Here is a 14,037-nt window from a genome sequence, read left to right on the forward strand (position 1 = left end):
ACTTCCCGTCACAAGATCCGCTGTTCACGAATCATCATCCGCATTCCCGAGGGGAGCGCATGACGACACGCGGGATGCGGAAGCAGCTGAAGGCCGGGTTCAAAGAAGCGGGCCTTGCCCAACCCCATGTGACCGCCCTGTCACTCCGGCTGTCGGGCGGAGCCTTGGCCTATCGGAAAGGGGCGAGCCCGTCTGAGCTCAAAAGGACCATGCGGCATGAATCCATTCAGACGACCCAGGTCCTCATTGACCAGGTCAACCGCATACGATTTGGGGCGGAACGCTACCTGGACGATATTCAGTAGTTACGGAAATGGCGGTGCACCCGCCAAAAGGCTCTCGGAACAGCCTCTACCCACCGACTTCCCCCGGGTGACCAACCCAGGAACCGGTTGCCAAGTGAAACCGTGAATGAGTCAGACCTTCCTAGAATGCTTTCTGGCGGCGTACCCAGCACCCCACGGCCAAGGCAGGAGCGAACGAACGCACCACCGCTGGTCGGTCAGAGCGTGATAGACCCTTCACAACTCGGAACAGCCGCGGCCTTTCATTGATAATCTTCTGGTTTTCTTTGCAGGATCTCCATGAAAATCTTTGCCGCCAGATAGCGTCCCGCCGCTTCCACATATCGGAATTCCGCATCTACCGCAATGGGATAGCGCTCACCAACGACGAGCGACTCAGCCATCTCCACATGGTGGTTGATCTCGCCTTCATGACGAACCACGTGCAGGACGCGCGCAGGACCGATCCATCCTCGATCCGCCGTCTGTCCTTCTTCTTCCGGAAGAAAGATCGTACGCGACAGCCTCACCACAGGACGCTCACCAGGCACAATAGCCGTGACCACAGCGAAACTTTGCAAGCGTGGATCCGGAAGATCCTCGCCCCTGGTGATAGTGTTGAAGGCGTCGTCTTCGTCACTCACGCGGCAGGCCTTGGCTGATAGCGCTGAACGCGAATGTCTTTCGCCCGACTGCGCGTTTGGGTGATGTCATAGGAATTTTGCATTCGCATGAGCGTCTCCATATCGACTCCGAAGGCCTTCTCAAAGCGCAACGCCATGTCACCCGACAGATCCGCCTTGGCATTGAGCAAACTCGATAAGGTCGGGCGCGAGACACGTAGCACCTTAGCCGCTTCCGTCACAGACAGATGATGAGCCTCGATAACTTCCGATCGTAAAAAATGGCCCGGATGGACCGGCTTCAACATCCGCATAGCTTTCCCCTCAGTGATAGTCTTCATAATTCACCTCCACAATTTCCCCGTCCTTAATCTGGAACGTCAGACGCCAATTGCGTGTGACGTGCAGGCTCCAGACGCCTTTGCGATTGCCGGTGAGCTGATGGGCTTTCCATGAAGGAAAGGCGCGTAAATGCTCCGGCTCCCGCATATCCTGTAGAAAGGACAGCATGGCGCGGAGTTTATCCACCGCATCGGGAGGGAGACCTTTGGCCTTGTCCTCGAGATATAGTTTCTTCAATCCCTTATGGGAAAAATTCGTAATCTTCACTTCTTACTGTAGCCTGTTGCCTTACACATGTCAATATTGAGCTGGCGCGGCGATGAACTCTTAGCAGGAGTGGATGTAAGGAAACAGCTACCCAGCGTGGATTGCTCTTATGGTTCCTGCCGCCTAGTAACGAGCGGTTTCAAGCTCCAAGTGCAACGGGCGAATGATAGCGCACGTGCGCATAGACTTGCAGCGGGGTCGCAAAGTCGAGACATTTTCGTTGGCGCGTGTTCAGCCGATAGGCAATGGCGCTCAACTATCGCAGAGTATAGCAGGACAGGTCTGTCCCCTTGGGCAAGTACTGACGCAGCAACGCGTTGGTATACTCGTTGGTCCCGCGTTGCCACGGGCGCATGCGGATCGGCAAAAAGATCTGGATCGCAAGCCGCTGGGCCAAGCGCGTGTGCTCCACCATTTCTTTGCCCCGTAATAGGTCAGCGTTGTTCGCAATGGAGCGGGCGCCTGTCACAATATCCTGGTGAACCCTTGATAGGTACTCCAGGCATCCGGTCCATCCATTCGCGCCAGCAAGACCAGGCGCGTGATCCGCGAGCTGGGCTCTCATTGCCGACGACGAGAATCGACCGGCGTTGAGCCGACTGGCATCGTGGGAGACACACCACAGGGCTCATCGCCGATACAATCGGGAGGTATTCCCCCAGGTGGTCTCAACTGCCTCCTGTTTTTTCCAAGTCCAATTTTGCTACAGGGACACGTCTGGTCCTGAATGCAGCGCATCGCTTCGCACTTCAAATCGTATGTACTAAGCCGTTGCAGATCTCCAGCACTATTCTGCTTCTTTTCCTTGGCCCTTATCCCCACAGTGGAACAGTTGGGCTGCCTGGCCGATTCGAGTGGCTCTCGGCCAGCCTCTCTGCAAAGGCATCATGTCCTCGGTTACCCGGTGGGTTTTCATCCAATGCGCCCACATAGTGGAATAACGCGCCAAAGGCCGCCACGTTTAGGCCGTGCCCGGTCTCATGGCGAACCAGACCTGCATCGCCGCTCGCGCCCTCCCGCAGGAAGACGAAGTTACCGAGGTTGAAGCCATCCGCACCACCTGATGGCTCAATCAACCCGCCGCCCATCACGATGATGCCCGTGCCCCAATCAATGCTGATGTGGTCAATGCGCGCAGCATCCCAACCGCTGCCACCAAACCAGCCGGGGATAGTCACTGTGAAGAAGTGCATCACGACGTTGACGACGAAGAAGATGAGCCCCACGCCCGTCGCCAACCACGACATCGGCATCAGCCAACTCGCCCAGCCCAAAACGCCCTGGTAAAAACTGTTCTGCGCAACGCCATCGAACACGGCTAAAAAGTTGATGACGCCCAGCGACACACCCACAAACGGCCCAAAGATGGCGGTGGCCAAACCGGCGTTCAACCCCGCATTCATCCCAATCAAGAAGCCGCGCATAAAGTCGCCAAAGCCGGTGCCCGCCGTTGCGCTGGCGATGGCGTACAAGCCCACCATCACCCCAAACGCACCTACTGTTAAGCCTATGCCCACCAGCACGGCCACAAACACACCAAACGCGCCTGCCGTCATCACCGTGAGGGCCACAATCGCCACAGCAGCAATCACGCCCACAATCACACCCACAACGCCGCCCAGCACGCTCCAAAACGAGAGGCCGGTTGGGTCGGTCTTATTCAGCGGATCGTTGGCGACGTAGATAAACGGGTGCAGCGCCTTCGGGTTGTTCAAGAATTTTTCCGGCTGGTAAATCGCCAGCGGGTCGGGCGTCAAAAAGCGCCCGATCTCCGGTGCGTAATAGCGTTTGCGCATGTAGAAGAAGCCAGACTCGGCATCGAACGGATGCGCGCCGAAGGTTCGGAAATCCACATTGCCCGAACTGCTAAATACGTTGCCAAACGGGTGATACACAATCGCCGCGATCTTGGTGCCTGCGCCATCCGTAAAGAAGGCTGAGTTGCCCAGATAGTCATCATGCACAAAGCGTGTATTGCCATCGAACACAATGGCGACGCGCAAATGCCCCAGCCGCACAAAGTAGGCGGGTTTGTCATCGCGAATTTCGACCAGTGCGCCCACAAACAACGTGCGTGAGACATGCCCATGCCCGTCGTCCACGGTCTTGCTCACACGCTGGCCGGTGTGGTCGTAGGCATAGGTCGCACTCAGGCCGGATACGGCGGTAAAGCGCGTCAGTTCGTTCTTGGCGTCGTAGGCCAACGTCTTGCCGGGCAAGCTCAGCAAGTTTCCGTTGGTGTCATACGTCACATTCACGCGCGCTGCACCGTTGAGTGTCACACCAGCCACGCGGTCGGGGTGCGCGGCATCGTCGTAGTGCATCACACAGCCAGCCTCGTCAAATCGCGTCAGGTTGTAGTGGTTGGCGTAGTCATAGCTGCGGCTCACTGGCGCGCCGTTCTCAATCGTCGTCACACCTTTGATTTGATACAGCGGATCGTAGGAAAAGCTGCGCTGCCCTGCGCCACCCGCCGCGCTGTCCTGCCAATTCAACAGCATCTCCATCTGGTCAAAGTCCAGGGTACTGCTCTCCAAAATCTGGTTCTGGCTGTTGCGCGTGGTTTGGGTTTTGATGCGACCTGGGCCAGGCGTGTACTGCATGTCGCGCACCACGCCGTTGGCATACGTCACCTGCACCGGCAACCCGCGCGGGTCATAGCGCACGTTGCTCACAAAGCGAGGGATGGCTTGTGTCCACCCGTTCGACGTCAGCGTTCTTGCGAGACGTGTACCGTCGGGGTGTTGCACAGCCACTTCGCGCCCCAGCAAGTCATACTCGTGGCGCAGCGTGTGCCTCGCGGCTACCCCATCAAAACGATACTCGTGTTCCACCAGGCTGCCGGTCGGGTTATAGATGAACTTCTGGCTGCCGCCCACATAGCTCACCTCGGCCAGGCGCCCAAACGCGTGTTGCGCCAGGTCGTCGTAGCGGTATCGCTCCAGCGTTATGCCCCCGCTGACCAGTTGGGTGATGCGCCCATGCGTATCTATCATTGCGCGAATGTCGTTGCCGTTGGCATCCAGCGTGCGCACGATCAATTTGCGCGCGTTGTAATACAACCGCCGCGCCCCTGCATCGCGCTGCTGAATACTCAGCCGGTTGCCCAACCGGTCATACTCATATGTGGCCATCACGCCGTTCGCATCGCTCACGCTCAACACCTCGCCACCCGCACCCACGCTATAGCGCGTTGTCATCGTTGCGCCATTGCCCAGATCTTCAATCACCTGCGTGCGGTAGCGAAAAACATCGAACAGCTCGCGGTGAGGCGTGTTGAACTGCCCGCGCGCCACATTCGCCGCCGAAGCGTCGTGGTCGTTGGCGTCGCGGGTTACCACCTCAAACGGAAAATACGCCGCTGTCGAAACGCCGCCGTTGTAGTTTACGGTTTTCACCACTCGCCCGCGCCCGTCGTAAAACGTATCGCGGTGCGGCTTGGCGGTTAAGTCTGGCACGGCAAAGGCCAGGTTGTTGGAGAAGGTGGGCTCGTATTCGCGCTCGGCCTCGCCCCAGGCATTGGCGGCGCACCAGCCCGACACCACGAATTGCCCACCTTGCGTCTCGGCACGCTGTTGCACCTCTTTGCCGCCGCCATCGAAGTAGGCTACCGCTTGCGCCAGGCCAGCCGCGCCGGGCGCAAACCGCAATTGCGCGATGCGCGCGTGCGGCACATTGGCGTCGTCGTAACGGTATTGGCGCGGCGCATCGGCCAACGACTCACCGGGCAGCGCTGTAGCGGTGACACGCCCTTGTGCATCGTAGGCAAACTGCGCCTGTGTGCCATCGGCGTAGGCAATGCGAGTGGGTTGGCCGATGGCGCGGTCAAACGCAAACTGTGTCACTCCTGCCGCGTCGGTCAACTTGATGCGAAACAACTGGTCGGCATCGTGTTCATATGCAGATGTGTTGCCCAACTCATCCTGGATTGCCGTCTTTACGCCATGCGTGTTGTAGGCGCAGCGACCCGTCTGAGTGAACAAGGCAAGATGGCCGTCCACGTCGTTGCTTGCCGCATAGCCCAGGGTTGCGGCATTCATGCCCGCGTAGTGCGCGTCGAACTCAGCTTGGAGCAACACCAACGCTTCTTCGCGACTCAGCAACCCGCGCACCGTCTGGCCAAGGGGCAAGCCCACAAAGTCTGGCCCATCGTAATAACGGCGCGTCTCGGAGAGCAACGCGCCCGCTTCATCGCGCACCACAATGCGCGAAGCACGGTCCAACAACCAGGCTGTGGTACTGTTGGCATAGCTGATCTCGCTAGTGCGTTTACGTTCGGGCTGCGCTACGCCTGCATGCGTGCCATACCCACGATGCTGCTCCTTTGTCACGTTGCCGTTTGCGTCGTAGGTGTAGGTCTTCTCCTCTCCGCGCAGGTCGCCGGTGTTGGTTCGTTCGGTGTCCTCCAGGCGGTGTTTGGCTACAAACACGAACGAGCGTTTGCGGCCGTCGGGCAACATCCCCAATACGCTCAGCCCATACTCGGAGACTTCGGTGCGATACGGCCTGTTTTGATCGGGTGAGCCATCCAGGCTATAGGTCTCGCTGCGGTGCAACATGCCGTTGAGCGCAGCGTGTTCCAGCCCGTTGCCCGGCAAGCGCTCCTGACCCATTAGGTAGTGAAAGACGATGCGAACATCGGCGCGGCTGAGGCTGCCATTGCTTCGTTCGATGCGCTCACTGCGCCGAAAGCCGTGGAATTGGCGCGTGTTCGGCTCGTAATGCGCTTGGTGATAGTTGAAATCTAGCGCGGTGCTCCGACCGCTCACCAGGTCGCGCTCGCGCGTGCCCGCCACCACCAGATACGGAAACGGAAAGTGGGTGTCCCACAACTCGCCCGCTGCTTCGTCACGCGCAAAGTCTTCCACAGCCGAGCGATACAACAACTCCGACACCAGGCCAGACCCGTTCTCGACCGTGGTGAGCAAATAGGGCAACGAATTGCCAAACGCCAATTGCACGTACGCCATCGTCCGCCCGCGATAGCTGTTCCACACCAGCCCACTGCCCATTTGCCCCTGCATGTTGGCGGCACGCACCGTGCCCGAAATGGGCGGCGGCACATCGCGGATCAAAATCGCATCCGCAAACTGCATCCCGTTTTGGTTGATAAAAATCTCGATGCCTTCGGGCGTGAAGTGAACGAGATCGGCGCAGCCATCGCCATTCAGGTCGGCCAGCAGCACGCTTTGTGGCTGACGCAAGGCATCGCGCAGGCGTGGGCTATTGCGTAGCTGCATGGGTTGGCCAAAGCGCCCAATCCCCAGGCTCGGCCACACCTCCACCCGCCCAGACTGCACCCGCACCACATCTTGCAAACCATCACCGGTCATATCGGCCAGATGCACAGTGGGGTCGGCCAGGCTGGGAACGTTTTCGCTGTTGAAGATCAATTGCGGCTCGGCCCAGCCGCGCTCGCTTTGGTTTTGCCACAGTGCAATGGCGCGGCCCATGTTAGCCAGCGCATCTATGCGGCCATCGCCGTTGCAATCGGCCAGCTTTAGCGAGGGCGAACGCCAGGTTGGCGTCGTGCGCTGCCCACGAGGGAAAGCCACAAACCGCGACCAGCCCTCGCGACCGCCGTTTTCATAGTAGCCCTGCAATTTGTCATTGCCAGCCACCAGCAAATCGGCGGTGCCCGATGCGTTCATGTCCAGAAACGCCAGCCCCTCGCGCGAAAGCGAGCCAATGTGTGGCATGCGCTGCAATGGCACAGGGTGGCTCCAACGGCCGTCGCCTCGGTTACGCCAGTAATACTGCGCCCCGTTACGAATGTGTAGCACGCCCGGCAGCGGCGCGTTGTCCATCGTGACCAGCGCCACATCGTCCTCGTTCAGCGGGGGCGGTTGAGGGCCTTCCTCGGGCGGGTCAATCCAATTGATGGCGTACTGAGTGGGTTGGAAGCGCGTGTAGCCGAATTTGGTCGCTGGCCGTCGGACATCTTGCGAGCCATCTTGTGCTGCGCCGTGTGAGGTCATCCGCACCGAGGTCAGCAGCGACAGCCCACTCAGGGCATCGGGCTCGTAGCCCACGGTCCACGAGCGAATCAATCGCTCGTTGGGCGTGTCTGGGTCGAGGAACAACGCAAGGCGTTTGCAGCGCAAGGCGCGGTGGCGCACAAACCCCATCCGAGCATCGCTGCGCGCGTCGGGTCTCGACTCGTAGTCCAGCCGCACGGCGTAAATGGCGTAACGCACCTCGGCCAAATACGTCATGCCCGCGTCTTGGGTGTAACGGTACGTGATGGCGTTGCCGGAGGGGTCAATGGTGCGCTCGATCATCCACTCGTGGATGCGTGCGGGGTCAACTGGGTCGGCCACGCGCGAGTCGGCGGATTGGCCCAACTCGTGTATCACGCCGTTGCGGTCCTCAATCTTCCAGCCCAAATTGTGGCCCTGCCCAATGCGGGTATAGCGCGAGAAAGCGGTTTCGGCTAATGCGCGATAGCTGCCATCCACCATCGGCACAATCTCTGCGCCCGAATCGGTGAAGCGCTCTGGGGAGACCTCGTTGGGTACGCCAAGGTCCAGGCGTCGGGCGATTGCGCGCACGCCCAATCGCCATCCAAACCCAAACGGACTGTGGCCTTGCCCGTGCGCATATTCCATCGCCAGGCGTGGGGTGTGCCCGGCCACACCGTCGGGCAGGGGCAGCTTGTAGGAATACACGCCTTGCCCGGTGCTTAGATTGATGGTGAACGCCTCGCCCAGCCCTGGTACATTGCCTGTGCCTGCGGGTGGCGAGGTGATGGCTTGTTTGGCTCCAGTTGACATGGTCATTTCCAGTTCTTAGCGGTAGTCAAACCCGTACTCAAAGAACGCCAGCACATCGCTGATGCCGCTGAGGTCGAGGGTGCCGCCTTGCACCAGGGTCGGGTTGTCGTCGACGGTGATGCGGATCGTCCATTCGTCCAGCAGGGTTTGATTGCGCAGCGCGTTCAGCGGTTGCGGTGCAACGTCAGTAATCAAGCCTTGCGCATCGGTCTTCAACACTAACTCCGTGCCGTGGATTTTGGATTTGAGCCGCAGGGTGAGGCCGCTGATGGCCGCAGGCTTGCCTGATACCTTGAGCGTGGTTTGGTTGCGATTGAAGTTGGTCTGGTTGCGCGGGAACATAGCGGCATCGAAAACCACCTCTGCGTCGCCCTTGTTCTTCAGGTAGAACAACTCATCGGGGAAGGACAGGCGCATGGAGAAGGCGCGCGAGGCTGTGTCTTTGATGGGTAACGCGGCTTTGACTGTTTGCTCCAGCGTGGGGCTGAAGAAGCCGTCGTAATATAGCACCAGTTGCACATCCAGAATTTCACTGTAGTCGAAGTCGTTGGCGTTCAGCGGTAACTCGATCTGCCACATGGTCTCGATGCCGTTGTTCTCGAACAGGCGCAGGTCGTTGGGGTTGAAGCGAAAGGCCAGCGCATCCTGGCGCAGGTCATACTGCGATAGCGCCATCACATCCGATGGATACAGCCGTGAGGTCACTGTGCCATCTTCTTTGCGGAATTTGGAGACGCCAATGTTGCGCAGCGTACCCGCAATGGACGTGGCACCAGTGATGCCGACAAATACCAACTCCACGTTGCGCAGTTTGGCGAGGTAGAAGCCGGGGTGTTCGCGGTCAAAATGCGCCAACTCGGTGACGAAGAAGCACCGCCCCTGCGTCTTGAGTTGCTGAAACGCCATCGCATACGAATCGCCCAGGCTGATCGTCTTCTTCACCGGAATCTTCTTGGTCTTGGTCGTCGTTATATGATCCAGCGTGAAGTAGTCGACGTCGCCCAACAGCATGTCGGCCCCCAGCAGGTCTTTGGCGCTGGTGCGGCTGTAGTCGTAGCGGATGACATGCAGGCTGCGCTCGGTCTCGGCGTTGTAGGCACGCTCCATCAGGAAAGCGACCTCTGTCGCCATATCCAAATAGCGTTGCTTGATGAGTTTGGCTTGCTGCGCCAACTCGTACCACAGGCTGGCGCTGAACTCGCGCATGTCTAAAAAGTCGCGGTTCTCCTCGGCAAAGCGTTGCTGCAACTGAGCGATTTTTACGCGCTGCTCGGCAATGGCTTTGCGCGCCTGGGCTTGCCCGATCTGCGCCTGGGCGATGCCTTTGTAGGCGTTGGCCGATGCTATATCGCGTTGCAACCTTGCAGCCTCCAGATCATGCGAGATGCGCGTGCGGCGATAGGCCAAATCTTGAATGACCAATGAACGACGCTTGCCCCGGGCGTTGTAGTAGTTGCCGTTCCAGGTTTGCTTCACTTCGTCGTCTTGGTCTACGGCGGCGGCACCCGCCCATGCTTCTGCCTCCGATAGCTCCAGCAACTCCCAGCGCACATTATTGAAAGCGGTTTGCGCGGCCACGGCGTTCTGACGCTGGGTCTCGGCGTAGTTCAGGCCAGCCTGCGCCACGTTGATGCCCGCTTGGGCCTCAGCCACGCCGCGCTGCTCCAGCACCACGGTTTGGCGGGCGACCTCGGCCTGTTGGTCCAACTGCTCACGGCGGAATTCCTCGTTCTCGGCCTGATTTTTGAATTGAATGTAGCGCTGCTCGATTTGCGAGGCCTGCTGCGCAAAGTAGCGCGCGGTGTTTTGCAAATACTCGAAGCTGAAGGGTGGGACGTAGTTGGGCGCAAAGCCAAAAAAGTTCAACCCCGCTGCGATCTGTTGCAGTTTGTTCAACGCTTCTAACACCAGAATCAGGATGGTCGGGTTATCGTTGAATGTGGCTGGGTCTGCCGCAGCCAAAAAGTTGGTGACGCGCGTCTTGATGGTGGAGAATTTGCCATCTTGATACAACGGGGAGTTAACTTTGAGCGTCTTGTTGGTGAGAACGATGTTTTCGTAGACGGTTTTTGCCGCCGCAAACCCAGCGATGTTGTCCTTGGCCCCGCGATACAGCATGTCGCCCTGCGTCAGATAACTCTGTGCCAGGCGCGTCCACAACTTGGGAAGTTCGTAGCGTTTGTTGATGAATGGGTAGGCCAACACCTGCTTGTATTGCGCCTCGGCCAGTTGTGGGGTGCCCATCCCGGCAAAGCAATCGCCAATAGACATGGGGATGACGTAGAAGTACATGTGCGGTAAATAGGCCACCCACTGCGTATGCGTCGCGATAAACCCGGTGATGAGTTGCAGATCAACCGTGTTGGTGAGTACGCTGAGAAAATTCTTGACGTTGGCGGTCGCATTGGCATCCAACACAATATTGGCCGACTCGGCAGCGCCTCGAACCAAATACGATTTCTGCGGCACAGCTGTGGACACATACGTCAATGCCATCAGCGTGGGTGCATCGGCGGTGGATAGAAGCGCAGTTGGTTGAAGCACGGTCGGGCTAATAGGGCGATCAACCTGGATGCCCAATCCGCGCTTGAGGATGGGCGAGTTACCGCCGCTCAGCTTGTCAGTCAGCGTCTTGGTGGGGCGGATGAAGACCGGGTTGAGGTTGTTGCTATTGCGCAGGGCGCGGGCTTGCTTGGCAAACTCATCGGCCTGTGGCTTTTGCCCGGCGCGGGTGAAGATGCCGGCGGCGGTGTCCAACGCCTGCACCTGAGCGTCCACTTGCTTGGATTCTGCAAATAGTCTAGCGCTTGATTGGCTAAATTCCATCGCCTGGCCTTTGTTGCCTGCCTTCTCAAACAGCACGGCCAGGTCGTGGCTCAGCGACGCGCGCATCACCAGATCGTTGGCAGGCGTTTGCTGCAAGGCGGTTTGGTACTGCTTGACCGCCAGTGTCCACTCTTTGTCCTCGGCGGCGTCTAGCGCAGCCTTTACCCGATCGCCTACCACATTGTGGAATGAGGTAATCTGCAAACCACTCTCTAAGGCAGATTTGAGTTTCTCGATCACGGCGGGCGGCAGCGTCGTCTGCTCACTCACAATCGTGGGTGGAAAGTCATACCGTGTCAGTGGCGTCTTCTTCAGAATGTCGGCGGCTTTGGCGGAGAACGTGTCGATTAAGGCGATATCGCGCGGGAAGTCGAGGATATCGATGAAGATCGGGTTGATCGGCATCCTGGGATGTGCCGTGACCAAGATCAAACTCATCAACTCTTTGAACTTGTCCAGCGCCAGCGCATATTCCTCGTGCTGCAAATGCACCTGGCCTTCGTTGAACAGGCTTTGCACGCGCCGTTCAAATTGCGTCTCCGGGCTGTCGGCCTGGTAATCCACATTGGCTGGTGGCCGACGAACACCGATATACGAGTAACGATTCTCTGCAAAATAGTGCGGTTCCATCGCAAACCCCCTTTGATGCAAGAAGCTGAAATAGGTAACCAAACGTTATCGAATTGTTTGGTCAACCACGATTGACCAGCCGAATGAACGTTGGCCGCACCTAAATCTGGCAGGAGTCGTCCACGCGTTAGACTCTCTCTTGCGTGATTCTGCATTGGTCTCGTGCATGCGACGTGCCAATATCGGACAGAAGCATCGAATGGCAGCCTTAATCTCTATACTTTCAGCGTGATACGTTTTACAGAGTACGAAAACACCTGTTACGCATAGCTCCTGACCACAGACGGGTGTATCCAAAGAGATTCATGAGGTGAACCCAATTTGATTCACGAGAGGTGGTCCAATACGTTCGCGGCCTGGCTGCGCCAATGACCAGAGATCGTGGCCCTACTACCCTCATCCCGGCACACGTCCCCGTAGTCCCTCGGGACCTGAGGTATTTCGCCTGGAGTTAAAACGCAAGTTCACATTTTAGGTTGATCGTTCCGACGGATGGTTTGTCAGACTTAGGGAAGGTCCGATGAATTCACGTTTGTGCTCAGAAATCTGTTCTGGAGTCGGTCATCGAGGCGAATCAGGATCGGAAGGAGAACATCCGGGAACGGCCTCTGGGATTCGTCCGCCGTCGGGCGGCCCACCGGTGCAGGTCCTTTCCCCACTGGCGACACCACCGTCAACAGGCGCCGCCTTGCGACGTAGAAATTCGCCCAATCGCAGGCGACCCAGATCCAGTACGTATTCTTTGCCAGCCCGCCGGCGCGCACCTTGGCCCACTCAAAGATCCGCTTGGTCACCAAAAGCATATGTTCGACTTTCGTGCGGACCTTCGATTGTGTGCGATTGCGGGCGCTCTCCGCCTCGCTCACGAACCGATGGCGATGGGTGTTGACTAAGGAAGGTCTGATTATTTCGAAATCTCAGACAGCGACGAGATAAGTCCCCTGCGTTTTGGACACCGGCTGATCAATTAGCAGGGCCAAAGAGCGTACGCTGACAGGCAGCTGCGTTTCGCCGACTAATATCGCGTGATGGCGTATTCCGCGCCTTCCTCCAGCCGATCAATCGCGTGAAAATACTTTTGGGTGGTGCGGATGTCCTTGTGATCCAGCATGGCTTGGACTTTGAACGGTGATTCGGTTCGAGCGGCTTCCGTCGCGGCCGTATGACGGAGACTATGTGGCGTCACCCGTCGTTGCCGCCGGCGGCGACTTTCGGGCGGTAACGCTTCGCCAGGTCGCGCGGCATCCCGCAGCCCGCAGCGGGTCATGGCTTCCGTAATTCGAAGCTGGATGGCGCGAGTCGTAAGTCGCAACCGCTCATTCGGCGCCGAGTTTGAACTCTCCGCTCCACCCGGTTTCGACCGTGCCTGCTGAAGATGCGCGGTGAGCTTGTCATGATGCCGGGCAAATAGCGGTTCTCGTGGCGACACCGGCCCGCGAGCCTCCAGATATCGTTGCAGCCGGTTGTAGACCTCAGGCATCAGATTCACAAAACTCTCCTTCGTCTTCTGCCCCTTTCCTTGAGTCCGCAAGATCCATTGTGCTCGGATGACGTTCTCGCGACTGACTCCTTTTGTACCATCCGTTCCCTGATGTATCTGGATCTCCAGGCATTCGAGGTCCCCGCAATCCGCCCGCTGGATCTGAATCGCGCGCAAGCCGGTCTTCGCCATGAGATAGGTCATGGCGGCATCGCGCCGTCCGATAAGGGAGTCATCGAAACTGCCGATCAATGTGGTGACTTGCGTGGGGCTGAGTGGGAGGCGCTGATAGGTCTTATTGTCGACACGCTCGTCCGGAATCTCCCGGCCGGGCTCCCAACTGAGCGGGTATCGGGCGTGAATCCATCGACAGAAGGCCCGGACCGCCGCGAGGTAGTTGTTGATCGACCGTGCCTGCAATCGTTCTTGCCCCTGATCACGACTCTCACACAACCAAAGCTTGTAGGCATGGAGCAGTGGGGGGCCAAGCGTCTCATCTGGCCGTTCTTGCCTCCACCAGCGATAGAAAGCCCAGAGGGTGGATTGGTAGATTCGGTGCGTACTCGCCGCTTTGTTTGCCTGACAAAAGAGCAGGTAATGGTAGAACGTGGCCTGAAGATGCACGCGATCGCCGCCTCGCCCAGGCCGGAGTATTCCCGGGTTCCTGATCCCCTCCCCAATCTCACGCGGTGGCATGGGCATTGGCGACCCACCATCAGGCATCGCATCGGACTCGTCCACGGTCTCGCTCTCATCTCGGTTCGGCATGGAGGTCGGCATAGTAGCCTATCCATACTACTTCGTCAAAGGTT

General features: G+C 58.4%; 8 protein-coding genes. 1 reads left to right on the top strand and 7 read right to left on the bottom strand.

Annotation, left to right across the window (positions count from 1 at the left end; all coding sequences use genetic code 11):
• On the top strand, window positions 1-305 hold a 305-nt coding region (locus tag KF784_17920; GenBank protein ID MBX3120939.1), incomplete at its 5' end, for a tyrosine-type recombinase/integrase.
• Window positions 306-547: 242 nt separating this feature from the next.
• Here the strand turns inward: KF784_17920 and KF784_17925 are convergent.
• The 7 genes from KF784_17925 to KF784_17955 form a co-directional block, all read right to left on the bottom strand.
• Window positions 548-928 (bottom strand): hypothetical protein, encoded by a 381-nt coding sequence (locus KF784_17925; GenBank protein ID MBX3120940.1) that lies wholly within the window; start codon window positions 926-928, stop codon window positions 548-550.
• Window positions 925-1,248: a HigA family addiction module antidote protein gene (locus KF784_17930; protein MBX3120941.1), complete on the bottom strand. Its 324-nt coding sequence runs from the start codon at window positions 1,246-1,248 to the stop codon at window positions 925-927. Before KF784_17930 ends, KF784_17925 begins: the two co-directional genes overlap by 4 nt.
• Window positions 1,232-1,516, bottom strand: coding sequence for a type II toxin-antitoxin system mRNA interferase toxin, RelE/StbE family (locus tag KF784_17935; GenBank protein ID MBX3120942.1), 285 nt, complete (start codon window positions 1,514-1,516; stop codon window positions 1,232-1,234). The genes KF784_17930 and KF784_17935 overlap by 17 nt, the downstream gene beginning before the upstream one ends.
• An 812-nt stretch (window positions 1,517-2,328) precedes the next feature.
• The gene (locus tag KF784_17940) at window positions 2,329-8,289 is read right to left on the bottom strand and encodes a VCBS repeat-containing protein (GenBank protein MBX3120943.1); all 5,961 of its coding nucleotides are present in this window, start codon (window positions 8,287-8,289) and stop codon (window positions 2,329-2,331) included.
• A 15-nt stretch (window positions 8,290-8,304) separates the two neighbouring features.
• Entirely contained in the window at window positions 8,305-11,745 is a 3,441-nt protein-coding gene (locus KF784_17945) for a hypothetical protein (protein ID MBX3120944.1), read from the bottom strand.
• A 506-nt stretch (window positions 11,746-12,251) separates the two neighbouring features.
• A complete protein-coding gene (locus KF784_17950; GenBank protein ID MBX3120945.1) occupies window positions 12,252-12,611 on the bottom strand; it encodes a hypothetical protein in 360 nt (119 codons plus the stop codon).
• Between the two features lie 149 nt (window positions 12,612-12,760).
• Complete coding sequence (locus tag KF784_17955; protein ID MBX3120946.1) at window positions 12,761-13,993, bottom strand: tyrosine-type recombinase/integrase; 1,233 nt, start codon at window positions 13,991-13,993, stop codon at window positions 12,761-12,763.
• Between the last annotated feature and the right edge of the window lie 44 nt (window positions 13,994-14,037).

This window comes from Fimbriimonadaceae bacterium (genome assembly GCA_019638775.1).
Lineage (GTDB): Bacteria > Armatimonadota > Fimbriimonadia > Fimbriimonadales > Fimbriimonadaceae > JAHBTD01.

Coding starts and splice junctions, on each gene's coding strand:
- KF784_17955 (MBX3120946.1), bottom strand. CDS start 13,993: ATGCCGAACCGAGATGAGAGCGAGACCGTGGACGAGTCCGATGCGATG.
- KF784_17940 (MBX3120943.1), bottom strand. CDS start 8,289: ATGTCAACTGGAGCCAAACAAGCCATCACCTCGCCACCCGCAGGCACA.
- KF784_17930 (MBX3120941.1), bottom strand. CDS start 1,248: ATGAAGACTATCACTGAGGGGAAAGCTATGCGGATGTTGAAGCCGGTC.
- KF784_17945 (MBX3120944.1), bottom strand. CDS start 11,745: ATGGAACCGCACTATTTTGCAGAGAATCGTTACTCGTATATCGGTGTT.